This window comes from Pseudooctadecabacter jejudonensis, assembly GCF_900172275.1.
GTDB classification, from domain to species: Bacteria; Pseudomonadota; Alphaproteobacteria; order Rhodobacterales; family Rhodobacteraceae; genus Octadecabacter; species Octadecabacter jejudonensis.
The window spans coordinates 49,611-73,888 of the sequence record NZ_FWFT01000006.1; the positions used below are offsets into that span (position 1 = coordinate 49,611).

The 24,278-nt window shown below is 60.6% G+C and carries 23 protein-coding genes; 12 read left to right on the plus strand and 11 right to left on the minus strand.

The features are described 5' to 3' along the window. Window positions 1-5: 5 nt before the first annotated feature. The 6 genes from nuoL to PSJ8397_RS15135 are packed head-to-tail and all read left to right on the plus strand — an operon-like array spanning window position 6 to window position 8,321. Window positions 6-2,093 carry an NADH-quinone oxidoreductase subunit L gene (nuoL, locus tag PSJ8397_RS15110; RefSeq protein ID WP_085865473.1) on the plus strand — a complete coding sequence of 696 codons (2,088 nt, stop codon included), beginning with the start codon at window positions 6-8 and terminating at the stop codon, window positions 2,091-2,093. Between the two features lie 2 nt (window positions 2,094-2,095). Next, window positions 2,096-3,637, plus strand: a complete 1,542-nt coding sequence (locus tag PSJ8397_RS15115) for an NADH-quinone oxidoreductase subunit M (RefSeq protein ID WP_085865474.1) — start codon at window positions 2,096-2,098, stop codon at window positions 3,635-3,637. 12 nt (window positions 3,638-3,649) lie between these two features. Then, a complete protein-coding gene (gene nuoN / locus PSJ8397_RS15120; RefSeq protein WP_085865475.1) occupies window positions 3,650-5,089 on the plus strand; it encodes an NADH-quinone oxidoreductase subunit NuoN in 1,440 nt (479 codons plus the stop codon). Further along, window positions 5,079-5,864 (plus strand): biotin--[acetyl-CoA-carboxylase] ligase, encoded by a 786-nt coding sequence (locus PSJ8397_RS15125; RefSeq protein ID WP_268794672.1) that lies wholly within the window; start codon window positions 5,079-5,081, stop codon window positions 5,862-5,864. The genes nuoN and PSJ8397_RS15125 overlap by 11 nt, the downstream gene beginning before the upstream one ends. Before the next feature lie 11 nt (window positions 5,865-5,875). Then, window positions 5,876-6,652 (plus strand): type III pantothenate kinase, encoded by a 777-nt coding sequence (locus tag PSJ8397_RS15130; RefSeq protein WP_085865477.1) that lies wholly within the window; start codon window positions 5,876-5,878, stop codon window positions 6,650-6,652. Window position 6,653: 1 nt separating this feature from the next. Continuing rightward, on the plus strand, window positions 6,654-8,321 hold the full coding sequence (locus PSJ8397_RS15135) for a ribonuclease J (protein ID WP_085865478.1): 1,668 nt from the start codon (window positions 6,654-6,656) through the stop codon (window positions 8,319-8,321). A gap of 64 nt (window positions 8,322-8,385) precedes the next feature. Here the strand turns inward: PSJ8397_RS15135 and PSJ8397_RS15140 are convergent, their stop codons facing one another. The 4 genes from PSJ8397_RS15140 to PSJ8397_RS15155 form a co-directional block, all read right to left on the minus strand. Then, window positions 8,386-9,873 carry a DEAD/DEAH box helicase gene (locus tag PSJ8397_RS15140; RefSeq protein WP_085865630.1) on the minus strand — a complete coding sequence of 496 codons (1,488 nt, stop codon included), beginning with the start codon at window positions 9,871-9,873 and terminating at the stop codon, window positions 8,386-8,388. 286 nt (window positions 9,874-10,159) lie between these two features. Continuing rightward, window positions 10,160-10,597 carry a hypothetical protein gene (locus tag PSJ8397_RS15145; protein WP_085865479.1) on the minus strand — a complete coding sequence of 146 codons (438 nt, stop codon included), beginning with the start codon at window positions 10,595-10,597 and terminating at the stop codon, window positions 10,160-10,162. A 111-nt stretch (window positions 10,598-10,708) separates the two neighbouring features. After that, window positions 10,709-12,319, minus strand: coding sequence for a peptide chain release factor 3 (locus tag PSJ8397_RS15150; protein ID WP_085865480.1), 1,611 nt, complete (start codon window positions 12,317-12,319; stop codon window positions 10,709-10,711). A gap of 37 nt (window positions 12,320-12,356) precedes the next feature. Further along, a complete protein-coding gene (locus PSJ8397_RS15155) occupies window positions 12,357-13,340 on the minus strand; it encodes a Hint domain-containing protein (RefSeq protein WP_085865481.1) in 984 nt (327 codons plus the stop codon). A gap of 116 nt (window positions 13,341-13,456) precedes the next feature. Between PSJ8397_RS15155 and PSJ8397_RS15160 the strand changes: the two genes are divergently transcribed. Together PSJ8397_RS15160 and PSJ8397_RS15165 are read left to right on the plus strand one after the other, a co-directional pair. After that, window positions 13,457-14,236 carry an SDR family oxidoreductase gene (locus PSJ8397_RS15160; RefSeq protein ID WP_085865482.1) on the plus strand — a complete coding sequence of 260 codons (780 nt, stop codon included), beginning with the start codon at window positions 13,457-13,459 and terminating at the stop codon, window positions 14,234-14,236. A gap of 141 nt (window positions 14,237-14,377) precedes the next feature. Further along, window positions 14,378-15,481, plus strand: a complete 1,104-nt coding sequence (locus PSJ8397_RS15165; protein WP_235000795.1) for an ABC transporter ATP-binding protein — start codon at window positions 14,378-14,380, stop codon at window positions 15,479-15,481. Here the strand turns inward: PSJ8397_RS15165 and PSJ8397_RS15170 are convergent. Beyond that, entirely contained in the window at window positions 15,404-16,099 is a 696-nt protein-coding gene (locus tag PSJ8397_RS15170; RefSeq protein ID WP_085865484.1) for a helix-turn-helix transcriptional regulator, read from the minus strand. The two genes, PSJ8397_RS15165 and PSJ8397_RS15170, sit on opposite strands and share 78 nt — an antisense overlap. A gap of 199 nt (window positions 16,100-16,298) precedes the next feature. Here PSJ8397_RS15170 and PSJ8397_RS15175 point away from each other — a divergent pair, with 199 nt between their 5' ends. The 4 genes from PSJ8397_RS15175 to PSJ8397_RS15190 are packed head-to-tail and all read left to right on the plus strand — an operon-like array spanning window position 16,299 to window position 18,786. Further along, complete coding sequence (locus PSJ8397_RS15175; RefSeq protein WP_085865485.1) at window positions 16,299-16,520, plus strand: twin-arginine translocase TatA/TatE family subunit; 222 nt, start codon at window positions 16,299-16,301, stop codon at window positions 16,518-16,520. 33 nt (window positions 16,521-16,553) lie between these two features. Then, window positions 16,554-17,039 carry a Sec-independent protein translocase protein TatB gene (gene tatB, locus PSJ8397_RS15180; RefSeq protein ID WP_085865486.1) on the plus strand — a complete coding sequence of 162 codons (486 nt, stop codon included), beginning with the start codon at window positions 16,554-16,556 and terminating at the stop codon, window positions 17,037-17,039. Then, window positions 17,036-17,953 carry a twin-arginine translocase subunit TatC gene (gene tatC, locus PSJ8397_RS15185; RefSeq protein ID WP_085865487.1) on the plus strand — a complete coding sequence of 306 codons (918 nt, stop codon included), beginning with the start codon at window positions 17,036-17,038 and terminating at the stop codon, window positions 17,951-17,953. Before tatB ends, tatC begins: the two co-directional genes overlap by 4 nt. After that, a complete protein-coding gene (locus PSJ8397_RS15190; protein WP_085865488.1) occupies window positions 17,950-18,786 on the plus strand; it encodes an ATP-binding protein in 837 nt (278 codons plus the stop codon). The genes tatC and PSJ8397_RS15190 overlap by 4 nt, the downstream gene beginning before the upstream one ends. 46 nt (window positions 18,787-18,832) lie before the next feature. On the opposite strand, the gene PSJ8397_RS15195 is transcribed toward PSJ8397_RS15190, so the two are convergent. From PSJ8397_RS15195 to purF, 6 genes are all read right to left on the minus strand, one after another. Then, a complete protein-coding gene (locus PSJ8397_RS15195; protein ID WP_085865489.1) occupies window positions 18,833-20,026 on the minus strand; it encodes a peptidoglycan DD-metalloendopeptidase family protein in 1,194 nt (397 codons plus the stop codon). Between the two features lie 61 nt (window positions 20,027-20,087). Continuing rightward, on the minus strand, window positions 20,088-20,735 hold the full coding sequence (locus PSJ8397_RS15200) for a protein-L-isoaspartate(D-aspartate) O-methyltransferase (RefSeq protein WP_407691757.1): 648 nt from the start codon (window positions 20,733-20,735) through the stop codon (window positions 20,088-20,090). Further along, the gene (surE, locus tag PSJ8397_RS15205; RefSeq protein ID WP_085865490.1) at window positions 20,732-21,517 is read right to left on the minus strand and encodes a 5'/3'-nucleotidase SurE; all 786 of its coding nucleotides are present in this window, start codon (window positions 21,515-21,517) and stop codon (window positions 20,732-20,734) included. Before surE ends, PSJ8397_RS15200 begins: the two co-directional genes overlap by 4 nt. 219 nt (window positions 21,518-21,736) lie before the next feature. Beyond that, on the minus strand, window positions 21,737-22,387 hold the full coding sequence (locus tag PSJ8397_RS15210) for an SDR family NAD(P)-dependent oxidoreductase (RefSeq protein ID WP_085865491.1): 651 nt from the start codon (window positions 22,385-22,387) through the stop codon (window positions 21,737-21,739). Window positions 22,388-22,437: 50 nt separating this feature from the next. Then, window positions 22,438-22,683, minus strand: a complete 246-nt coding sequence (locus PSJ8397_RS15215; RefSeq protein ID WP_085865492.1) for a hypothetical protein — start codon at window positions 22,681-22,683, stop codon at window positions 22,438-22,440. A 122-nt stretch (window positions 22,684-22,805) separates the two neighbouring features. Then, window positions 22,806-24,263 carry an amidophosphoribosyltransferase gene (gene purF / locus PSJ8397_RS15220; protein WP_143515511.1) on the minus strand — a complete coding sequence of 486 codons (1,458 nt, stop codon included), beginning with the start codon at window positions 24,261-24,263 and terminating at the stop codon, window positions 22,806-22,808. Between the last annotated feature and the right edge of the window lie 15 nt (window positions 24,264-24,278).

The window sequence follows — 24,278 nt, forward strand, 5'->3', positions numbered from 1 at the left end:
GACCCATGGAACAAATCATCCTTTTTGCCCCATTGGTCGGCGCCATTCTGGGCGGCTTTGGCTGGAAAATCATCGGAGAAACAGGCGCGCAATGGCTGACGACGTCGCTTCTGTTTCTGGCCGCGATCTTGTCTTGGGTTGTGTTCCTGACATTCGATGCCAGCGCCTATGACAACGGGACGTACACCATCGACATCCTGACGTTCATCCAGTCGGGCACGTTGGACACATCTTGGGCCATCCGAATGGACCGTCTGACCGCCACGATGTTGATCGTGATCACGACGGTTTCGGCCCTCGTCCACCTCTATTCGTTCGGCTACATGGCCCACGACGACAACTTCCCCGACACGGCCTATAAGGCTCGGTTCTTCGCGTATCTGAGCTTTTTCACCTTTGCGATGTTGATGCTGGTGACAGCGGACAACCTTGTGCAGATGTTCTTTGGCTGGGAAGGCGTGGGTGTCGCGTCTTACCTGTTGATCGGGTTCTACTATAAGAAACCGTCGGCCAATGCCGCGGCGATCAAGGCCTTTGTGGTCAACCGCGTGGGCGACTTTGGCTTCGCGCTTGGCATCTTTGCGCTGTTCTATCTGACGGGCTCCATCAACTTCGATGTGATATTTTCGGAAGCCGGCGACCTGAGCACACAGACAATCACCTTCCTGTGGCGCGATTGGCCGGCATTGGAAGTGGTGGCGTTCCTGCTGTTCATCGGCGCCATGGGCAAATCCGCACAGCTGTTGCTGCACACATGGCTGCCTGATGCCATGGAAGGGCCGACGCCAGTGTCCGCACTGATCCACGCCGCAACCATGGTGACGGCGGGCGTGTTCCTGGTGTGCCGCATGTCGCCCATTATGGAATTTGCGCCCACTGCGACTGCCTTTGTTGTGTTCCTCGGAGCGACCACGGCCTTCTTCGCGGCGACGGTTGGTTTGGTTCAAAACGACATCAAACGTGTGATCGCCTATTCGACCTGTTCGCAGCTGGGATATATGTTCGTGGCCGCGGGTATCGGTGTGTACTCCGTCGCGATGTTCCACCTGCTGACTCACGCGTTCTTTAAGGCGATGTTGTTCCTTGGGGCGGGGTCTGTCATTCACGGGATGCACCACGAACAGGACATGCGGAACTACGGCGGGTTGCGGCACAAACTGCCCTATACCTTCTGGGCGATGATGATCGGCACGCTGGCGATCACCGGCGTGGGTATCCCGCTGCTGTATATCGGGTTTCCTGTGGGCTTTGCGGGCTTTGTGTCCAAGGACGCGATCATCGAAAGCGCCTTTGCCGCGGGGCAGGGGTACGCCTTCTGGATGCTTGTCATCTCCGCCCTGTTCACCAGTTTCTACAGCTGGCGTCTGATCTTCCTGACCTTCTACGGGGAGCCGCGCGGCGACAAACACACACACGAGCACGCCCACGAATCCCCCAAGGTCATGTTGGCCCCGCTGGCCATTCTGGCGGTTGGTGCAATTTTTGCGGGCATGGTCTTTTACAAGCCGTTTTTCGGGTCGGCAAAATACGTTGGCCAGTATTTCGGTGTGCCCTACGCCGCGCAAGAACACGGTGAGGATCATGGCGACGATCATGGCGGCGACGACAAGGCTAAGACCCACTACGCCTTCGCCGGTGAACCAGGGCAGGGTGCCATTTATGTGGCCCCAGAAAACACCACCTTGGATGATGCGCATTCCGTGCCCGTCTGGGTGAAACTGGCACCGTTCTTTGCCATGCTTCTGGGCTTTGTCACCGCGTGGATCTTCTACATCCGTAAGCCTGAGTTGCCCAAGCAGCTGGCCACCCAACAGGCGCCACTGTACAACTTCTTGCTGAACAAATGGTACTTCGATGAGCTGTATGACGCGGTCTTCGTCAAGCCTGCCAAGCAGATCGGTAAGTTCTTTTGGAAGCGCGGCGATGGCGCGGTCATCGACGGTGGCATCAACGGGTTGGCGATGGGGATCATTCCGATGTTGACCCGTCTCGCAGGGCGCGCGCAGTCCGGCTACGTCTTTACCTACGCCTTTGCCATGGTCATCGGGATCGCCGTGATCCTGACCTTCTTCACGATCTTCGGGGACTACTAAGAATGGACAACCTCCTTTCGATCACCACGTTCATTCCTGCGATTGCTGCAGCGATCCTTGCCCTGTTCCTTCGTGGAGAGGACGAGGCCGCACAGCGCAACGCCAAGTGGCTGGCCATGGCCGCCACGGTGATGACCTTTGTTGTGTCGCTGTTCATCCTCGCAGGTTTTGATGCCAACAACACGGACTTCCAATTCGTGGAAGAGCGCGAATGGATCATGGGCCTGACCTACAAGATGGGTGTCGATGGCATTTCGATCCTGTTTGTGATGCTCACCACGTTCCTGATGCCGCTGGTGATTGCGTCCTGCTGGTCGGTCACGACTCGCGTGAAGGAATACATGATCGCGTTCCTGCTGTTGGAAACGCTGATGTTGGGTGTGTTCCTCGCCCTTGATCTGGTGCTCTTCTATCTGTTCTTTGAGGCCGGTCTGATCCCGATGTTCCTGATCATCGGCATTTGGGGCGGAAAGGAACGCATCTACGCGTCGTTCAAGTTCTTCCTATATACCTTCCTCGGCTCAGTCTTGATGTTGGTCGCCATGGTCGCGATGTATAGCGCGGCGGGCACCACGGACATTCCGACGTTGATGACGTTCTCGTTTGGGACGGACACCTTCAGCATCCTCGGCGTCCAGATCATCGGCGGCATGCAGACCCTCCTGTGGCTGGCCTTCTTTGCCTCCTTCGCGGTGAAAATGCCCATGTGGCCGGTCCACACGTGGCTGCCTGATGCGCACGTTCAGGCGCCGACGGCAGGCTCCGTCGTGCTGGCCGCGATCCTGCTGAAGATGGGCGGTTATGGCTTCTTGCGCTTTTCGCTGCCGATGTTCCCTGTCGGGTCCGAGGTCATGGCCCCACTGGTGTTGTGGATGTCCGCCATCGCCATCGTCTACACATCGCTTGTGGCGTTGGTGCAAAAGGACATGAAAAAGCTCATCGCCTACTCCTCGGTCGCACACATGGGCTTTGTGACCATGGGGATCTTTGCGATGAACCAACAGGGTTTGGACGGCGCGATTTTCCAGATGTTGTCGCACGGCTTCATCTCGGGGGCGTTGTTCCTGTGTGTCGGCGTGATCTATGACCGTATGCACACCCGAGAGATTGACGCCTATGGCGGTCTTGTGAACCGGATGCCCGCCTATGCGCTGATTTTCATGTTCTTCACCATGGCAAACGTCGGCCTGCCGGGCACGTCGGGCTTCGTTGGTGAATTCCTGACATTGATGGCGGTGTTCAAAGTCAACACTTGGGTGGCCGTCGTCGCCACAACTGGCGTGATCTTCTCCGCCGCTTATGCGCTGTGGCTTTATCGCCGCGTGGTCATGGGCGATTTGATCAAGGAAAGCCTGAAATCCATAACCGATATGACGACCCGCGAACGGGTGATCTTTGCCCCGCTTGTTGTCATGACCCTTCTGCTGGGCGTCTACCCCAGCCTTGTCACCGATATTATCGGGCCATCGGTCGCCGCTTTGGTCGGCCAGGTCGAAACAGCGCAGGCCGCTTATGAAGCGTCCTCCATGCTGGCCCAAAACTAAGGAATTCTTGCGATGTTGTCCCAAGACCTGAACACCATCCTGCCCGAAATCGTCATCTCGCTTTATGCGATGGGCGCGCTTTTGGCGGCGGTCTACACCGTGAAAGACAAGGCAGGCCCGCTGCTGGTCTGGCTCACCTCTGGCCTGTTTGTGGCCGTGGCCTTCTGGATCGGCACTACGGGAGAGGGCGCGACAGAGGCGTTCTCCGGCATGTTCCAGGACGACGCCTTCAGCCGCTTTGCCAAGGTCGCCATCCTGCTGTCCGCCGCAGCCGTGCTGTTGATGAGCCAGGAGTACATGCAAAAGCGGGATTTGCTGCGGTTTGAATACCCCCTGCTGATTGCATTGGCCGTGGTCGGCATGATGATGATGGTCTCCGCCGGGGATCTGATGGCGCTTTATATGGGCCTCGAATTGCAGTCGCTGGCGCTTTATGTTGTCGCCTCCCTGCGCCGTGACAGCGTGAAATCCACCGAGGCGGGCCTGAAATACTTCGTCTTGGGCGCGCTGTCTTCGGGTCTGCTGCTTTATGGTGCGTCCCTGACATACGGCTTCGCGGGCACCACAACCTTCGCCGGTATTATTGAGGCCACCGAGGACGGCGTGTCCCTTGGCCTGCTGTTCGGTCTGGTGTTCCTGAGTGCGGGCTTCGCGTTCAAGGTCTCTGCCGCACCGTTCCACATGTGGACGCCTGACGTTTACGAAGGCTCGCCCACTCCGGTCACCGCCTTCTTTGCCACCGCGCCCAAAATTGCCGCGATGGCCTTGTTCGCACGTGTTGTGCATGACGCCTTCGGAAATTCCATCAGCGATTGGCAACAGATCGTGGCCTTCTTGTCGGTTGTGTCCATGTTCCTTGGCGCGATTGCCGCCATCGGCCAGCGCGACATCAAACGTCTGATGGCTTATTCGTCCATCGCCCACATGGGCTTTGCCCTGATGGGTCTGGCGGCGGGCACGGCGTTTGGTGTGCAGGCGATGTTGGTCTACCTGGGCATCTATGTGGCCATGAACATCGGCACATTTGCGTTCATCCTGTCGATGGAAAAGGACGGCATGCCCGTCACTGATATCCACGCCCTGCAGATGTATTCCAAACGTGAACCGCTGAAGGCTGTCGCGATGCTGGTCCTGCTGTTCAGCCTGGCCGGTGTGCCGCCCATGCTGGGCTTTTTCGGCAAGCTTTACGTGTTGCAGGCCGCTTATGGCGCGGGTCTGGCGTGGTTGGCCGTGGCCGGTGTGATCGCCTCCGTGATCGGTGCGTTCTACTACCTGCGCATCGTCTACTTCATGTACTTCGGAGAGGAACGGGATGAGGCGCTGGATACGGGCAGCTCGCCGGTGCTCTGGGCGTTCTTGGTCGGCTCTGCTGCCGTGATGGTCGTGGGCGTGGTCAACCTTTTCGGGATTGAACCCTTGGCCGAAGCAGCGTCCCTCGCCCTTGTCAACTGATCTGACCCCGCTTTGGGACGCGCCTGCCACGGCAGAATTCTGGCCGCAGGACTACCAGCGGACACTGCTTGCGCAGGTTGATAGCACCATGGCCGAAGCGCGTCGTATGGCACCACAGGCCAGCGGCTCCACATGGATCATGGCGCAGGAGCAAAAGGCGGCGACAGGACGCCGTGGCCGCCCGTGGTCCCAGCCCAAAGGCAATTTCGCAGCGACACTGTTGTTGCGGGTGAATGATGACCCCGCACAGGCGGCTTTACGGTCGTTTTCAATGGCCGTGGCGTTGCGCCAGACCTTGGCGATGTCGGTCCCGCCTGAACAGCTTTCCTTGAAATGGCCCAATGATGTGCTGCTCGCTGGTGGCAAGGTCGCAGGTATCCTGCTTGAGGCGATCGGGCAGGGCGGGCGTGTGGATTGGGTATCCATCGGTGTCGGCGTCAATCTTGTCGCTGCCCCGCCCCTCGATCAGGTTGAGGACGGCGCGTTTCGCCCTGTTGCGGTCGCAGATTACGGCACACCCCCATCTCCGCAGGACTTTCTGTTCTGGCTCGCCAGTCACTTCGGGCATCAGGAACGTCTGTTTAAGGAATTCGGGTTTGGCCCAATCCGCCGCCTTTGGCTTCATGACGCCGCACGGCTGGGTGAGACAATAACGGCACGTTTGCCCAACGAAGAGATCACGGGGCGCTTTGAAACCGTCGATGAAAACGGCTATCTCGTGCTTACCACTGCCAAAGGCGCGCGCGCCATCGCGGCAGCGGACGTGTATTTCTAGGGGACTGGCCTATGTTGCTGTGCATTGATTGCGGGAATACGAATACGGTCTTCTCCTTGTGGGATGGGCAGGAATTCCTGTGCACCTTTCGCACCTCCACGGAATGGCAGCGCACGGCAGACCAGTATTTCGTCTGGTGGTCGACGCTTTTGACCCATAAAGGGATCAAGGCCCATGTGGATGAGGTCATCATTTCCTCAACCGTGCCGCGTGTGGTGTTCAACCTGCGTGTGATGGCGGACCGCTATTTCAACACGCGACCTTTGGTGGTCGGCAAATCCGATTGCCTGCTGCCCCAGCCGCCGCGCGTGGATGAGGGAACCCAAGTGGGCCCTGACAGGTTGGTCAATACCGCAGGCGCCCATGACCGTCATGGCGGCAACCTTGTGGTGGTCGATTTCGGCACAGCGACGACCTTTGACGTGGTAGCGGACGATGGGGCCTATGTGGGCGGCGTGATCGCACCCGGCGTCAACCTCTCGCTTGAGGCGCTGCACCAGGCCGCTGCCGCCCTGCCGCATGTGGATGTGACAAAACCGCAGGCCGTCATCGGAACGAACACGGTGGCCTGCATGCAATCTGGTGTCTTCTGGGGCTATGTGGGCCTCGTGAACGGCATCACCGAACGGATAAAGGGCGAATACGACCGCCCCATGAAAGTCGTAGGAACCGGAGGGCTCGCCCCGTTGTTCAGCAGCGGATACGCCCTCTTTGATGTGATCGAAGACGATTTGACGATGCACGGGCTGACCGTGATCCACGCCTTCAACAAGGACAACGAAAAATAAAATGAGTAAATCGAGACTGATGTATCTCCCCCTCGGCGGAGCGGGTGAGATCGGTATGAATTGTTACGTTTACGGCTACGGGCCAGAGGACGCGGAACGACTGATCGTGGTTGATCTGGGCGTGACATTTCCGGATATGGACAGCACCCCGGGCGTGGATCTGATCCTGCCCGATGTTGCGTGGCTTGAGGCCCGTAAATCCCAGATCGACGGTATTTTCATCACCCACGCCCATGAGGATCACGTGGGCGCGGTGGGCCATCTCTTTGAACGTCTCGGCGCGCCGATCTATGCGCGTGCCTTCACCGCCAACATCGCACGGCGCAAGATGGCCGAACATGGGTTTTCGGAAAAGTCTGTGACGACAGTGGCTCCATGGCCCGAAACCGTCACCGCTGGCCCGTTTAAGGTGGGCTTTGTGCCCATCAGCCACTCCATCCCCGAAAGCAGCGGTCTGGTGATCGACAGCAAGGGGGGCCGTATCGTCCACACCGGTGATTTCAAAATCGACACGAACCCCGGTGTGGGGGAGGCGTTTGACCATGACCTATGGAAATCCCTTGCCAAAGATGGGGTCAAGGCGCTGGTCTGCGACAGCACGAATGTGTTTTCCATGGCCGAAGGCCGCTCGGAGTCCACTGTCGGACCCGAAATTGAAAAGTTCCTCGGAACCGCCAAAGGCATGGTCGCCGCCACAACGTTTGCGTCGAACATCGCGCGCGTGCGGTCCATCGCGCAGGCGGCGGACCGCGCGGGGCGCTCTGTCTGTTTGCTGGGCCGGTCCATGCGCCGCATGATTGAGGCCGCGACGGAAACAGGCCTTCTGGACGACTTTCCAAGCGTGATTTCGCCCGAAGACGTGGCAAATATTCCGCGCGAAAACGTGCTGTTGTTGGTGACGGGCAGTCAGGGCGAACGGCGCGCGGCCTCGGCCCAGTTGGCGAACGGCAAATACATGGGGATCACGATGAAGGAAGGGGACACCTTCCTGTTTTCGTCGAAAACCATTCCGGGCAACGAACGTGGTGTCATTCGCATCATGAACCAGTTTTCCGAGATGGGCGTGGATGTGGTTGACGACAGCGGTGGCCTCTACCACGTGTCCGGCCACGCGAACCGCCCCGATCTGGACACCATGCGTGAGCTGATCAACCCGCAAGCGCTGATCCCGATGCACGGCGAACACCGTCACCTTCGCGAACACGTCAAGATTGCTGAGGCTGCGGGCGTGCAGGGCGTTTTGGCCGTCAACGGCATGATGATTGACCTGAGCGGCAACAAACCAAAAGTGGCCGAATACATCGAAACCGGCCGCACCTATCTGGATGGTACGGTGAAAGTGGGCCAATTCGATGGTGTGATCCGCGACCGCATCCGTATGGCACTGAACGGTCATGTGACCGTGACGTTGATCCTTGATGAGAACGACGATCCACTGGGTGAGCCATGGTGTGAGGTCATGGGCCTGCCCGAACAAGGCCGCAGCAACGCGCCGTTGGTGGACGTGCTGGAGGCTGATCTGGACCAATTCCTGGGCCGTGCCGAAGATCGCACGCTGGCCGATGACGACAAGCTTGAAAAGGAGCTGCGGACGATTGCGCGCCGGACCACCATGGCCGAGATCGGCAAGAAAACAGAAGTGACCGTCGTGATCTCACGCCTCAGCTAGAGTATTGGTATAAAACGAAAAAGGGCGCCGCAATCGGGCGCCCTTTTGCATTTGAGTGACGGATTTACGCGTTGCGGCGTTCGTCAAAACTCATGGTGATAAAGCTGGGCGCGTCGTCCCCCATGCCGACAATTTTCGGCCCGCGATCGGTGTTGTCACGGTTGCGTCCGCGTCCGCCACGACTGCGTTTGGGTTTGTCGTCATGATCCGGCTTTTGCTCAGGTGCGGGCGTGTCTTGTTGTGGTGCCGCATCCTGTTTTGGCGCGTCCTGAGTGGTGTCCTGCGGCGCTGTATCCGGCTTGGCCTCGTCGGACTTACGGCCACGACCCCCACGACTGCGGGTGCGCTTGGGCTTGTCGGCAGCGGCCTCATCCGCCTTTGGGGCCTCTTCGGTCTTGGCCGGTTGGCCCGGTGCGTCGATCCGCGGGATTTGCATTTCGACAAGACGTTCAATGTCGTCGAAATTCTTTTCATCCCGTGGCACGCAGATCATGATCGCCGTGCCCTTTTTGCCCGCGCGCCCCGTGCGGCCGATGCGGTGCACGTAGTCTTCGGCGTGGCTGGGAACGTCGTAGTTGAACACATGGGACACGTTCGGAATATCCAGGCCTCGGGCGGCCACGTCGGAGGCCACAAGGAAGCGGATCGACCCATCACGGAAGCCATCCAGCGTGCGCATCCGGTGTGACTGGTCCAGATCCCCATGGATGGGGGAGGCATCGAGACCGTATTTTTTCATGGATTTCGCCACGATATCCACATCGACCTTACGGTTGCAGAAGATGATGCCATTGCGGCATTCATCGCCCTCGCTCTCAATCAACTGTCTGAGAACACGTCGCTTTTCCGAACCCTCACGATCCTTGCGGGAGGCTTTGAACATCACAACACCTTGTTTGATGTTCTCGGATGTGGTGGCCGCGCGGGCCACTTCGATCTTTTCGGGGTTGCTGAGGAAGGTGTTGGTGATCCGTTCAATCTCAGGCGCCATGGTGGCGGAGAAGAACAGTGTCTGGCGGGTAAACGGCGTCAGGCCGAAGATGCGTTCGATGTCGGGGATGAACCCCATATCAAGCATCCGGTCCGCCTCATCCACGACCATGATTTTCACATCGGACAGGATCAGTTTGCCCCGTTCGAAATGATCAAGAAGACGGCCCGGCGTGGCGATCAGAACATCAACGCCGCGATCAATCAGCGCGTCTTGTTCCTTGAAGCTGACACCGCCAATCAAAAGGGCCTTGGTCAGTTTGGTATGTTTGGCATAAGCATCAAAGTTTTCAGCCACTTGCGCGGCCAATTCGCGGGTGGGGGCCAGCACCAGCGACCTTGGCATGCGGGCCCTTGCGCGCCCGCGTTTGAGCAGGCTGATCATCGGCAGGGTAAAGCTGGCGGTTTTGCCGGTGCCCGTTTGCGCGATACCAAGGACGTCGCGACCTTCCAAGGCGGGGGGAATCGCGCCTGCTTGGATGGGGGTGGGGGTCACATAGCCTGTCTCTTCGACGGCTTTGAGGACTTTCTTGTCGAGGTTTAAGTCACTGAATTTGGTCAATTTTGTCCCTAACGTGAAGGTTGCGGCAAGATGGCCGCACTTCGTCACGCGGCCGGGCGGGCCGAATTGCCTGCCCTTTGGGTGGGCCACACCTACGGAGGGGGAAAGGTGAGGTCAAGGAAACAACAGGATATGGCGTAAGGCACGAAAATTTGGGGCAAATCGGCCACGACCCCAAACGCAAAAGCCCCCGAAATTCGGGGGCTGGCACGCGTATGGCTGGCGTATGGCTCACGTATGGCAGGGGATGCCAGCCCCAGCCCCGCCAACAGACTGGCAAAAGTGGTTACAGCGCGCGGGCGTTGGTCAGGATGGTGGTCTGCCAGGTTTCGGAATCCGTCACGGTTTGCAATGCGCCCCGCAGGGTGATGCGCTCCCCTTCGATGTATTCGGGCAGCGGATCGGCCATGGTCACCTGAAGGGACGTGCCGTGTTCCGGATCACCACAGAACGGGCAGAACCCCATATCGGAGATCAGGATGAATTCCTTGATGTCGGTTTCGGAATAGAGCGGCACCACGTAGCCCGTGATGTCGAATTGTTCGACGCCGTTTTCGATGGCCGCGGGGAAGATCTTGCGCACCTCATAGGAGGTCTCGGTGATGATTTCCTCAACTTCGATCTGGCTCAACACCTCCCAATTCGCGTCGTCGGCCAAGGCCACGCCAGAGGCGACACCAAAGGGGGCGGAAAGGGCAAGGGCGGATACAGCTGTCTTTTTCATCAATCACTCCCAAAATCGTTAAGGACTGATTAACGGGGCAGGGGCCGCCGATCTACCCTTTTTGGGGGCTTTCGGCGGATTGTTGCGCGTGAGACTCACACTATGGCATGATCAGCTGGCCATCATTTCCTTGGTCGCGGTCAGCTGGATGTCGGGATAGTCGCGCACGACGCGGTCGATGTCCCATTGCAGACGGGTCAGGTAAACGACATCGCCGTCGCTGTCTGCGCCGATGTGCTGTTTGTTGGCGGCCACGAATTTTTCCACCGCCTCTTTGGATCCAGACACCCAGCGGGCGGAGGTGAATTGCGATTGTTCGAACCGCACGGGCAGGCCGTATTCCATCTCAATCCGGCTGGCGAGGACTTCGAATTGCAGCTGACCGACAACACCCACGATAAAGCCGGACCCAAATGTGGGTTTGAAGACCTTAGCAGCCCCCTCTTCGGCAAATTGCATCAGGGCCTTTTCAAGGTGCTTGGCCTTCAAGGGATCGCCCGCGCGCACGCCCTGCAGCAATTCGGGGGCAAACGACGGGATGCCTTTGACCTGCAGCGCCTCACCTTCGGTCAGGGTGTCACCGATGCGCAGCTGTCCGTGGTTGGGGATGCCGATGATGTCGCCGGCCCAGGCCTCTTCTGCCAATTCGCGGTCTGAGGCGAGGAACAACACAGGGTTTGAGATCGCCATGGGCTTTTTCGTCCGCACATGGGTCAGTTTTTGCCCACGGGTGAAATGACCGGACGCCATACGCACAAACGCCACGCGGTCGCGGTGCTTGGGGTCCATATTGGCCTGCACCTTGAAGACAAAGCCCGCGACCTTTTTCTCATCCGGGCTGATCTGGCGCGGTTCGGCCGATTGGGGCTGGGGTTCGGGGCCGTAGGCGCCGATGCCCTCCATCAATTCACGCACGCCGAAGGAATTGATCGCGGAGCCGAACCAGATAGGTGTCATCGTGCCATCGAGCACCGCCTGAGGGTCCAGGGCGGGCAGCAATTCGCGGGCCATTTCAATCTCTTCGCGGAATTGCGCCAGCAGGGGGGCGGGGACGTGCTGTTCCCATTTGGGATCGTCCATGCCTTCGATCTGGATGGATTCTGCGACTGTGTTGCGGTCCGCACGGTCCATAATATCAAGCCGGTCGCGCAGGATGTCATAGCAGCCGATGAAATCGCGGCCCACGCCGATGGGCCAGCTGGCCGGTGTCACGTCAATGGCGAGGTTTTCTTGAATTTCGTCAATAATCTCAAACGTATCGCGGCTTTCACGGTCCATTTTGTTGCAAAAGGTCAAGATGGGCAGATCGCGCAGGCGGCAGACTTCGAACAGTTTTTGCGTCTGGCTTTCTACGCCCTTGGCCCCGTCGATGACCATGACGGCGGCGTCTACGGCGGTGAGCGTGCGGTAGGTGTCTTCGGAAAAATCGGAGTGGCCGGGCGTGTCCACAAGGTTCATGCGCAGGTTGCCGACCTTGCTGTCAAAATCAAACGACATGGCAGAGGCGGAGACGGAGATGCCGCGGTCCTTTTCCATCTGCATGAAGTCGGAGCGCGTGCGCCGCGCCTCGCCCTTGGCGCGGACCTGTCCGGCCATCTGGATCGCCCCGCCAAACAGCAGGAACTTTTCCGTCAGGGTGGTTTTGCCCGCATCCGGGTGCGAGATGATCGCAAAGGTGCGGCGGCGGGCGATTTCGGGGGGCAATTCAGCGCGATTTGTCATGGGGTGCGCTATAGCGGGGCGCGCGTGCGGCGTCCAGTTAGCTGGACGAGGCTTTCTTGAGCAGTTGCACGATGTCGGGGCGATTGGCCAGGGACTCCGGCACCTCAAAATCATTGTGGGCGGCGGCGGAATGGGCATCAAGCGAGACGTCATCGGGCAGGGCCGCGCGGGTGCGGGCGTCGACCAGCAGCGTTTCAGCCGCGATGCCTTCGGCATAGATGATCTGGTGGTCGTCAAAAAGGATCTGAAAATAGTCGACAAAGCCGCCGTCCTGCTGGACGACGGTGTCGCCGTTGATCAGGTGACGCACCTTCACGAGGACTTCGGAGCGGCCCGCGCCAAGGCGGTCTTCGCGCTGGTAAATGAACAGGCGGTGATCGGGGGACAGCACCAGATCACGGGTGTTGAACAGCGCGCCTTCGCGGATGACCACGGGGGCGTAATCGCCCACCGCGCGCAATGTGGTCTCACCGATCCAGCGGATGGATTGCTGGCCTGCGTCACGGGTCAGCACACGGTCGCCCACCTGGAGCTGTTCGATGGGCACCTGTGCGCCGGAGGCCAGTGTGATGTGGGTGCCGCGGGCAAAGCGCACGCAGGCCACATCGCCGAACTTGGCGGCGGCGGCGTCGCGGTCATGGCCCACCAGCCGGTAGGGGATGTCGTCGTTGAGGGTGGCCAGCGGCATCATGTAGACCTCGGCGGCCTCATCGCCCTCGACCTCCACCAGGATCAGGGCCTCATAGGTGGCACCGTCGGGGGCCATGAGGGTGATGGCGCAATCAAGAAACAGAAGGTTGCCCGGTGTGCCACAGGCGCTGCCCGCTGAGATGACAAAGCCCGCCGACTGGCCCACTTCGTAGGTCAAAGCGGCGCGATTGGCATCGGGGGACAGCTGATAGACATCATCCAGGACAAGTTCGTCCATGAATGAGATCGGCTCCCCCTCGGCCACGCCATCAATCACGTTGAATGTGGCGGATGAAAAAACAGCGATGGTGGTGCGGGCGGTTTGGGACATTTGAACGCGATACTGTGAACAGGGGGTGGTCAATGGGGATATGGCTACCCTAGAAACATGGCGAAAGATGGTCGCCCGCGGGGAAAGCCAAGGGCGCGAATGCAAGGAGAGACATCATGGATATGGGGCTGAAAGGCAAGCGCGCACTGGTGTGTGCGTCCTCAAAGGGGTTGGGGCGCGGCTGTGCGGAGGCTTTGGCGGGCGAGGGCGTCAATCTGGTGCTGAACGCGCGTGGGCCAGAGGCGCTGGAGGACACGGCGGCGCAGATCCGTGCTGCGTATGGTGTGGACGTGGTGACCGTGGCCGGTGACATCACCGCGGCGGAGGTTCAAACACAGGTGATCGAGGCCGCGGCGGGCGTGGACATTCTGGTGACCAACGCGGGCGGCCCGCCCCCGGGGATGTGGTCCGATTGGAGCCGCGATGATTTTATTGCGGCGTTTGATGCCAATATGCTGGCCCCGATCGCGCTGATCCAGGGGTTGATGCCCGCGATGATTGAAAAAGGGTGGGGGCGTGTGGTCAACATCACCTCTGCCTCCGTCAAGGCGCCCATTCCGGTGTTGGGGCTGAGCAATACGGCCCGCACGGGGCTGACAGGGTTTGTTGCAGGCACGGCCCGTCAGGTGGCGGGATCCGGTGTGACGATCAACAACCTGTTGCCGGGCATCCATGCCACGGACCGCGCGGTGAGCCTTGATCAGGGGGTTGTGGCCGCCCAAGGCATCACGATGGAAGAGGCCAAAGCGCAACGGGAGGCGACCATTCCGGCGGGGCGCTATGGCACGGCAGAGGAATTTGGCGCGGCCTGTGCGTTCTTGTGTTCGGACAAGGCCGGGTTCATCGTGGGGCAAAACCTGTTGCTGGACGGGGGCGCCATCAACGCGACCATATGATCGTGCGGCAAATCGGCCCTGCGGGGCGAGTTTTTCTGGTCAGATGAAGCCAAAGCGCCCGGAGGGCGGGGTCTTGCCCGCCCGAGTTTGGGTTGTTATCTGCGGGCAAAGCCTGATGTTTTCGCTAAGGAATTGTCCCCCGTGTCAGACATACCACGTCTTGAGATCAAGAACCTGTCGCGCAGTTTTGCGGGGCGGACGGTCGTGGATGATGTGTCGCTGAGCATCATGCCGGGGCAGGTCACCTGTTTGTTGGGCCCATCGGGGTGCGGGAAATCCACGACCTTGCGGATGATTGCGGGCATCGAGATGCAGGACAGTGGTGAGATCTGGTCCGATGGGGAGTTGATCTGCAATACGGTCGAGAGAATCCCGCCCGAGGGACGGGGCATCGGCCTGATGTTTCAGGATTTCGCGCTGTTTCCGCATCTGACGGTGGCGGGCAACGTGGCCTACGGGTTGCGCGGGCGGCGGGCGCAGACACGGGCACGGGTGGAAGACCTGTTGGCGAAGGTTGGTATGTCGGCCCACATCGACCGCTATCCCCATGAATTGTCGGGGGGCGAACAGCAACGGGTGGCACTGGCCCGCGCCTTGGCCCCGCGTCCGCGGATCATGTTGATGGATGAGCCGTTTTCGGGCCTTGATGACCGTCTGCGCGATGAAATCCGCGATGAGACGCTGGACGTCTTGAAGGCCGAGGGCACGGCCGTGTTGCTGGTCACACATGAGCCGGCGGAGGCCATGCGCATGGCCGATGAAATTGCCCTGATGCGGGGCGGGCGGATTGTGCAGACCGGCGCGCCCTACAACATCTACAACACCCCCATCGACCGAGAGGCCGCGGCCTTTTTCAGTGACATCAATGTTGTCTCTTCGACCGTGGAGGGCGCCTTGGCGCAGACGGTGTTTGGCCAATTCCTGGTGCCGGGTGTGGCCGATGGGACGAAGGTGGATATTGTCGTGCGGCCCCAGCACCTGAAGATTGATTTTGACCGGCAGGGCAAGGGACCCAACCCGACCATTGCGACCGGAACGCCAGCACGCGGGACGGTGAAACGCGCCCGGTTCATGGGGGGCGAGAGCCTTGTGGAGTTTACTTTGGACGATGGCAGCGAGATGACGGCGGTTGTTCCGTCCGTGTTTCTGCCCAAGCGCGGGATGGTTTTATGGCTGATGATCCGGCGCGACCGCTGTTTCATCTTCCCGCGCCCAGTCCCGATCCCGCTGGCGACGGAAGTCTGACAGACGTTTCCCTTCTTCTTCGACGAACAAGCTGGGCAGGACGCGAAGGGCGGTGATCTGGTCGATGCGCAACTCGTCGAATTTTCGGGTGGTGTCGCACCAGACGATGCAGGTCCACAGGCGGCCCCAGTAATCCAGTTGCAAGGGGCGCACGGTGCGGTCGCGGTGGGTGGTCAGCATCAGCTTTTGGCGCGCACGGATGGCGCTGCGGATTTTGGGCAGATGTTGAAAGCCGCGCGCGGCATCGGCAAAGGGATAGACCGCCAGGGCGCGCGGTGCCTCCCCTTCGGGCAGCACCCCATCGAGTTTGCGCGCCAGCGAGGTGGCGGCCGCGGCCAAGTCCGCATCCTGGGCTTGGGTCATGGCCGCCAGCGACACGTGCAGGGCCTCAAGCTCTGCCATGCTGAGGTTCAGCGGCGGCAAGGTGATGGCGGCGGTGACGCGGTAGCCTGTGCCGCGTTCGCCTTCGATGGGGACGCCTGAGGCGGCGAGCGTTTCCATATCGCGGTAGATCGTGCGCAACGACACCCCCATGACGCGGGCCAAATCGGTGGCGCGGTGCAACTCGCCCTCTCGCAGGTGGCGAATCAAATCCATCAATCTGTCGGCACGTCGCATGGTTTTGCCCCTTTCGCAGGTGCAGAATTGTCAAAAAACTGACAGTTGTCAATTTTTTGGCAAAAGATCACACAAACCCTTGTGAAATTGGCTGTGTTTACGCTGTTTTTGCTTTCATCTTTGGGGGGAAGCCGTACTACTGAGCACCGCACTTATTTTCGCAGGCGCAGCGTCTGCATTCTGTCTTCGGAGAAAGAACATGCTGAATAACATCGGTCTTCCTGGCCTTCTTTTGATCGCCGTCGTTGTCCTCGTCCTGTTTGGGCGTGGCAAAATCTCGTCCTTGATGGGCGAAGTTGGCAAAGGCATCACCGCCTTCAAGAAAGGTGTCGATGATGGCAAGGCGGAGCTGGAAGACAGTGCTGCTGACGCCAAGGACGTGACCCCGACTGAAGAGACCAAAGAAGAAACCAAGGTCTGATCCTGAACCGATCCAAATGGGGAACGTGGCCTGATGTTTGATCTTGGCTTTATGGAAATGCTGGTGATCGGGGTGGTGGCCCTGATTGTCGTGGGGCCCAAGGATTTGCCGGGACTGTTCCGATCTGCGGGGCAGTTTGTGGGTAAGGCGAAGGGCATGGCGCGGGAGTTTTCGTCAGCCATGAACGCGGCTGCGGACGAGGCCGGCGTGAGCGAGATCAACAAGACGATCAAGGCGGCGGCCAACCCGCAGAAATTCGGGGCCGACAAGATCCGCGAAGCGACCAAGATGAAGTCATCGGATGAGGTTCAGGCGGAGCAGCGGGCGCGGGCGGAGGCCAAGGCGGCTGACGCCAAGCCGCAGAACGAGACCGACAAGTTGCGCGCCAAGATGACCGACGAACGCAAGGCCACCGCCGAGAAAATCTCAAAAGCCATGGCCGAGAAGGCCGAGGCGCGGATGGCGGCGGAAAAGGCCGCCGCTGAGGCCGCTGCGGCGGAGGCGAAGGACGGATCATGAGCCAGACCGACACCCAACCTGAGATTGAGGACAGCGCCGCCCCGCTGATCGAACATCTGGCGGAGTTGCGCACGCGGCTGATCCGTTGCGTGGTCTACTTCCTGATCGGGATGGTGATCTGTTTCACCGTGGCCACGCCCATTTTCAATTTCCTGACCGCGCCGTTGTGTTCGGTGTTGGCAGAGAGGGGGCAGGACTGCGACCTGATCTTTATCTCGCCGCAGGAAGGGTTCTTTGTGGCGATCAAAGTCTCGCTTCTGGGCGGGTTTATCCTGTCGTTTCCTTTTGTGGCCAATCAGCTGTGGCGGTTTGTGGCGCCGGGGCTTTACCGCAATGAAAAGGGCGCGTTTCTGCCGTTTCTAATCGCCTCTCCGTTTATGTTCCTGCTGGGCGCATCATTCGCGTTTTATGTCGTCACGCCGCTGGCCTATGACTTTTTCCTTGGGTTCCAACAGTTTGGCGGCGAGGGAGAAGTGGTTGACCCTGGTATGAACGCAGCACCGCTGTCCGTTGTGTTCCAGGGGTCGGCGCAGGAATATCTGAACCTAACGGTGAAATTCATCGTGGCCTTCGGGATGTGTTTCCAGCTGCCGGTGTTGCTGACCTTGATGGGCAAGGCTGGGTTGGTCAGCTCTGAGGGGCTGCGCAATGTCCGCAAATATGCTGTGGTGGGCATTCTGGTGCTGGCCGCACTGGTGACGCCCCCCGATGTGATCACCCAGATCATTCTGTTTGTTGTGGTGTACGGCCTTTATGAGGTGTCGATCCAATTGGTCAAACGCGTTGAAAAGCAACGGGAAGCCAAGTTGCGCGCGGAAGGGCTGTGGTTTGAGGACGACGAAGAGGTTGAGGATTTCGAGGCCGCAGAAGATGCCGCTGATAACGATGCCACCGACGATGAGGCGCAGAAGTGAACGATGACGCCTTAGGCCGCATCGCGGAGGCGCTGGAACGGCTGGCGCCGCCGCCTGCGACAGCGCCGGATTTCACCGCCTCGGCCTATGTGTGGCACGCAGAGCCAGACCGATTGGACCCGGTGGAGACGGTGAACAGGGTCGATCTGTCGCTGTTGGTGGGCATCAACCGCAGCCGCGACACATTGCACGCGAATACGGTGCAATTCGCCAAGGGCCTGCCTGCGAACAATGCGCTGCTTTGGGGCGCGCGTGGCATGGGAAAATCAAGCCTTGTCAAGGCGATACACGGTGATGTTGCCGCGTCACATGACCAGCTGAAGATTGTCGAAGTGCAACGGGAAGACCTGCCCAGCATCGGCCGTTGTCTGGCGTTGCTGCGCGGTCGGGCAGAACGGTTTATCCTGTTTTGCGATGACCTGAGTTTTGGTCATGACGATGCCCATTACAAATCCCTCAAGGCGGTCCTGGATGGCGGGATTGAGGGGCGGCCGGAGAACGTGGTCCTTTATGCGACGTCCAATCGCCGTCACCTGATGCCGCGCGATATGATCGAGAATGAACGGTCCTCGGCGATCAACCCGTCTGAGGCGGTAGAGGAAAAGGTGTCTTTGTCAGACCGCTTTGGCCTTTGGCTTGGGTTTCATCCGTGTGATCAGGATGAGTATTTGGCCATGATCCGGGGGTATTGTGAGGCCCATGGGGTCGAGATCAGCGACGCGGATTTACGGGCTGAGGCGATTGAATGGCAAGCCACGCGCGGGTCCCGGTCGGGGCGCGTGGCTTGGCAGTATTTTGTGGACCTTGCCGGTCGCCGTGGGGTCGTGCTCTAAAATTCCGGAATTTTAGAGCGGCGTCTAAATTTCGAGAAATTTAGAGTTACGGCAGGAAGTCGGCGGGATCGACGCTTTCGAGGCCGTCGCGCACCTCAAAGTGCAAAAAGCTCGGATCGCCGGATGAGACTTTCGCGATGGCCTGCCCCTGAGATACGCTGTCATCCTTGGCCACTGTCAGCTCATCAACGTTGACATAAACAGTCAGAATGTTGCCCGTGTGCCGGATCACCACGATCTGTGCGCCGTTGGTGTTTTGCGTGATGGCAGCGACGGTGCCTGCGGCTGCGGCTTTGACAGAGGTGCCTGCTGGCACGCCGATGTCGATGCCTTCGTTGCGGCCTGGATTGTAGGCGCGAATGATTGTGCCTGTGACCGGATAGATAAAGGGCGCGCTGGTGGCCGGTGTGCTGGGTGTGCCCAAATCAGGGGCGGGGACAGGCGGCGTCGGGGCCGCGGCGGCGGGTGTCGCGACTGCGGCGGGCAACGGCGCACGCGCGCTGGGCGGTGTGGGGGTTGAGCTGCCTTCACCGGGGGCTGTTGTGGCCGCCGGGCTGGGCGGTGTGGCGCCCGCCACGGGGATCAGGAGTTGTTGGCCTTCGCGGACCGTCAGGTCTGACCCAAGGCCGTTCCATTCGGCCAGTGCAGCCACGGGGACGTCATAAAGGCGTGCGATCTGGAAGGCGGTTTCGCCGCGCGCGACGCGGTGCAGGCCAGGTTCTGCCCCCGTTTGGGGGGAGGGCTGTGTGGCCGCAGGCGTTCGGGTCTGTTCGCCTGCGCGGTCAATCGCGTCGGAGGCCAGGGTGGTGACATTCACCGTTGGGGGCTGGATTGGGCCGGTGGTGACAGCGCCAGTCGCGGGCGAGGGTTCCGCCACGCGTGAGGGCAGGGCCACAATTTCGTCGCGGCGCAGCGCCACATCTGCGTCGACCCCGTTGAAGGCCGCCAGCGCGTTTGCGTCTAGGTTCAAGCGGCCTGCGATCTGGCGGACGGTTTCACCACGCTCTGCCACGACAACCTGATAGTTGGGATAGGAGATGACGCCGCGATCATCGGGGCGCGGGCGGTCGGCCAGGTTCTGTGCGGCTGCGGTTGTGTTGAACCCGCCACCAAGGCCCCGAAGGTCCGCATCCAGATTAAGAGGGCTGAGATTGAAATTGTCGTCACAGGCTGCCAAGGCCACACAGGCCGTTGAGACCATGAGAACGGAACGGAAGGGGGGCAGGGAAAGGCTGCGCATGGACTGTCTCCTCGAGGGTGTCGGATCTTTTGCCCGATCTGGTCGTCTTTATAGCGCCTGTTCAGTCGTTTCCCAAGCCCTCAAGCAGGGGGACGAACCGCACGGGGCGCAATTCTTCGTAATCGAACCCGGTCTCAAGCCGGCGCACGCGGATGAGCTGTTGCACGCTGTCTGATTGTCCGACGGGCAAAACCATGATCCCGCCGACCTTGAGCTGTGCCAAAAGGGGGCCGGGGGGGTCTTCGGCGGCGGCGGTCACGAGGATGCGGTCAAAGGGGGCCTGCGCGGGCAGACCAAAACTGCCGTCTGCCGTAAAAGCTGTCAGGTTGGTGATGTCGAGGCGTTCGAAAATCGCGCGGGCGTCGCGCATCAGGGTTTTGTGGCGGTCCACGGTATACACACGGCGCGCCAGATGGCTGAGAATGGCGGCCTGATAGCCCGAGCCCGTGCCAACCTCGAGCACTTTGTCGCGCGGGGCGACCTGCAAGGCCTGCGTCATCAGGCCCACCACGGACGGCTGGCTGATGGTCTGGCCGCAGGCAATGGGCAGGGGCATGTCCTCATAGGCGCGGTCGGCAAAATGCCCGCGGACAAACAGGGCGCGGTCCGTCTTTTCCATGGCCGTCAGGACGCGCGTATCCGTCACGCCCTTGGAGCGCAGGGCGAACAGAAACTGCATCTGTTGTTGGGCCCGTGGGGTCATCATCATGACAGACGCCCGTTCAGATCAGACAAAAGATCATGGGCCGTAAGATCCGCGCGCATGGGCGTGATCGATGTGTAGCCGTCGAGATTGGCGGTGACATCCGTCCCCGGCCCTGTGGCCACATCTTGCGGACCACCTTTGACCCACAGATACCGCCGCCCATTGGGGGCTGTTGTGGGGGTCATGCCAAATCGGGTGTCACGTCGAAACCCTTGGGCGGCGACCTTGTGGCCTTTGACGTCCGCCGCGGGGATGGGCGGGAAATTGACATTGTAAAACACGCGGTAGTCGCCTTCGGTCCAGATGCCGTGATCGAGCAGCGCGCGGACGGTGGCCGCACCGTGGACTGCCGCGGCGTCAAACGGATCAGCGAGATCGCGATTGGCGGGGCCGAAAAACTGGCTCAGAGCGATGCCCGGAACGCCTTGCAAGGCGGCCTCCATCACGGCGCCGATGGTGCCGGAATAGAGCGTGTTGTCCGCTGCGTTGTTGCCGCGGTTCACGCCTGAGAGCACCAGATCGGGCGGGCTGTCCTGCATCACATCGTAGAGTGCTGCCAGAACGCAATCGGCGGGGTTGCCGTCCACGGCATATCGGCGGTCCTCAAGCTTGGAGATCAGTGTGGGGTGTGCGTAGTTGATGCAGTGACCGACGCCCGATTTTTCAAACGCAGGGGCGACGGTCCAGACCTCTCCGCCGGGGCCCGCGATCTTCTGCGCGATTGCCGTGAGCGTGGCCAGCCCAGGGGCCGTGATGCCGTCGTCATTGGTGATCAGAATGCGCATGATGGCCCCCTTTGCCTTCCCGTTTAGGTGAAGGGATCAGGGCGGGCAAGACAGCCGAAGGTGGCAAGGTGCCAGGCGTTGCACGAAAGACTCGTGCTGTGAGGCGGAGAGCTGCGGGCAGGGGCGCGCGTATGGCGGGCGGGCCCTCCGGGGGGAGTTTTTCGGGTCAGATGAAGGAGGGGTGCCCCCTGCCTTTGGGACGGGGCGCGAGCAGGCGGTTTATGCGAGGATGTCTGCAAGCAGACGGGTCGCTTCGTCTTTGGGATCGGCCAGAGCGCTGCGATCTTCGCCGGGGTAAAAGCGCGCGCGGGTGGCTGTGGCCATGGGGGCAGGCGAGAGGATGCGGACCTTGGGGCCTGTTTTTTCCGTCTCTGCCGCCCAGGACTGCGCCAGGGCAGTTTGTGCGGCTTTCGTGGCCCCGTAGGAGCCAAAGAACGCAGCGCCATGGCGCGGGTCGTCAAAGAAGACCGCCTGACCGGTGGCCCCCAAGAGCGGGGCGACATAGGTGATCAGGCGCGATGTGGCGGTGATGTTGATGTCCGTGGATTTTGAGAAATCCTTGGCGTTGACGTGGCTTGCGGGTGTCAAAGGGGCCGCGTGGACGGCGGCATGCACCCAAAGGTCAAGCTTGCCCCAGCGGTCAAAGATGGACCGGCAGAGTTGCTGCATCGCGGGATCGACGGTGATGTCCATGGGGGCCAGTGTGGCCTCTCCGCCGGCGGCTTTGATACGGTCGTCAAGCTCCTCCAGCGCGCCGGTGGTGCGGCCCACGGCGATGATGTGGTGGGTTGCGGCCAGCTGTTCGGCCAGCGCGGCACCAAGGCCCCGAGAAGCGCCGGTGATCAGAGCGGTTTTTGCGTGCGTAGTCATGGCGCGTCTTTAGGCCGGGCGGGCGGGTTTGGCAATGTCAGCCGATAATGTCAGCTGATGACGAGCCGGTGCAGGGTGTCGCCCTCCGCGACCATGGCCCAGCCGTCGCCTGTGCCCATGAGGGTGAGGCCATCCGACGGGTGATCCTGATCCAGCATGATGTTGGTGCCGTTTTTGCGGACCAGCGCGCGGGCCCCGTTGGCGGAGGTGTAGATGCCCAGCAGCGTAAGCGGGCGGTTGAGGGTGCTGGCCGGAATGGTGGCCGCCTGCGCGGTGAGGGTATTTGTCGATGCCATGTCTGGACCTGTCGTTGCGGGTTCGACAGGCATTTATGTGCGGCGGATCAGCCCGTGTAGGGGCGACGTGGCGTTCGGCGGTGGGCGGGCGAAAACTTGCCCATGTGGGCGGCGGTCAGGTGTTATTCGGCGGCTGTTTTCATCTCAAAACCTTGTTCCAGCATATCCGCCGGTTTGACAGGGTATTCGCCGCTAAAGCAGGCGTCGCAGTATTTGGGGGCGCTGGCATCGCGGCCCTTGGCCTCGCCCACGGCGCGGTAGAGACCGTTCAGAGAGATGAATTTCAGGCTGTCGACGCCAAGATGGTCGCGCATTTCATCTTCTGACATCGTCGCCGCCAGCAGTTTTTCGCGTTGGGGCGTGTCGACGCCGTAAAAGCAGGGCCAGGCGGTGGGCGGGGAGGCGATGCGGAAGTGCACCTCGGCCGCACCGGCATCGAGGATCATGTCCTTGATTTTGCGCGAGGTGGTGCCGCGTACCACGCTGTCGTCCACCAGGATCACCCGTTTGCCTTCGATGAGCGCGCGGTTCACGTTCAGTTTCAGGCGGACGCCCATGTTGCGGATGGATTCCGTGGGTTCGATGAAGGTGCGGCCCATGTATTGGTTGCGGATGATGCCCATGGCGTAGGGAATGCCCGATTGCAGGGAATAGCCGATGGCGGCGGGGGTGCCGCTGTCGGGGACGGGGCAGACCAGATCGGCGTCCACGGGGTTTTCCTTGGCCAGTTCGCGGCCAATGTTTTCGCGGGTTTCATAGACGCTGCGCCCGCCGAGGATGCTGTCGGGGCGGCTGAAATAGACGTGTTCAAAGATGCAAAAGCGGGATTTGGCGGGGCGGAAGGGGTGGTTGGATTCCACGCCTTTTTCGGTGATCACCACCATCTCGCCCGGTTCAATCTCGCGGATGAATTTGGCGTTGATGATGTCCAGGGCGCAGGTCTCGGACGCCAGCACCCAACCGTCGCCCAATTGGCCCAGCACAAGCGGGCGCACGCCCAGCGGGTCGCGGCAGCCGATCAGTTTGGTGCGGGTCATGGCGACGACAGAGAACGCGCCTTCGACCTTGCGCAGCGCCTCTTCCATGCGGTCAGGGATCGACCGGCCCATGGAGCGTGCCATCAGGTGGATGATGCATTCGCTGTCTGAGGAGCTTTGGAAAATCGATCCGCGTTCGATCAGTTCGCGGCGCAGGGCCATGGCGTTGGTGATGTTGCCGTTGTGCGCAATAGCCGCCCCGCCCATGGAGAATTCGCCAAAGAAGGGTTGCACGTCGCGGATCTGTGTGGCGCCCTTCGATCCGGCGGTGGAATAGCGCACGTGGCCGATGCCAATGGGGCCGGGCACCGTCGCCAACGTGTCCTCGTCGGTGAAATTGTCGCGCACAAGGCCAAAACGTCGGGCGGAGTTGAAGCCCTGTTCGGGATCATGGGTGACGATGCCGCCTGCCTCTTGTCCGCGGTGCTGCAGCGCATGCAAGCCAAGGGCCACGACCGAGGCCGCATTGGCCACGCCCACGACGCCAAAGACCCCGCATTCTTCTTTTAATTTGTCGTCGTCGAAAGGATGGGCGGGGGGCATTTGGCGTTTCAGCAC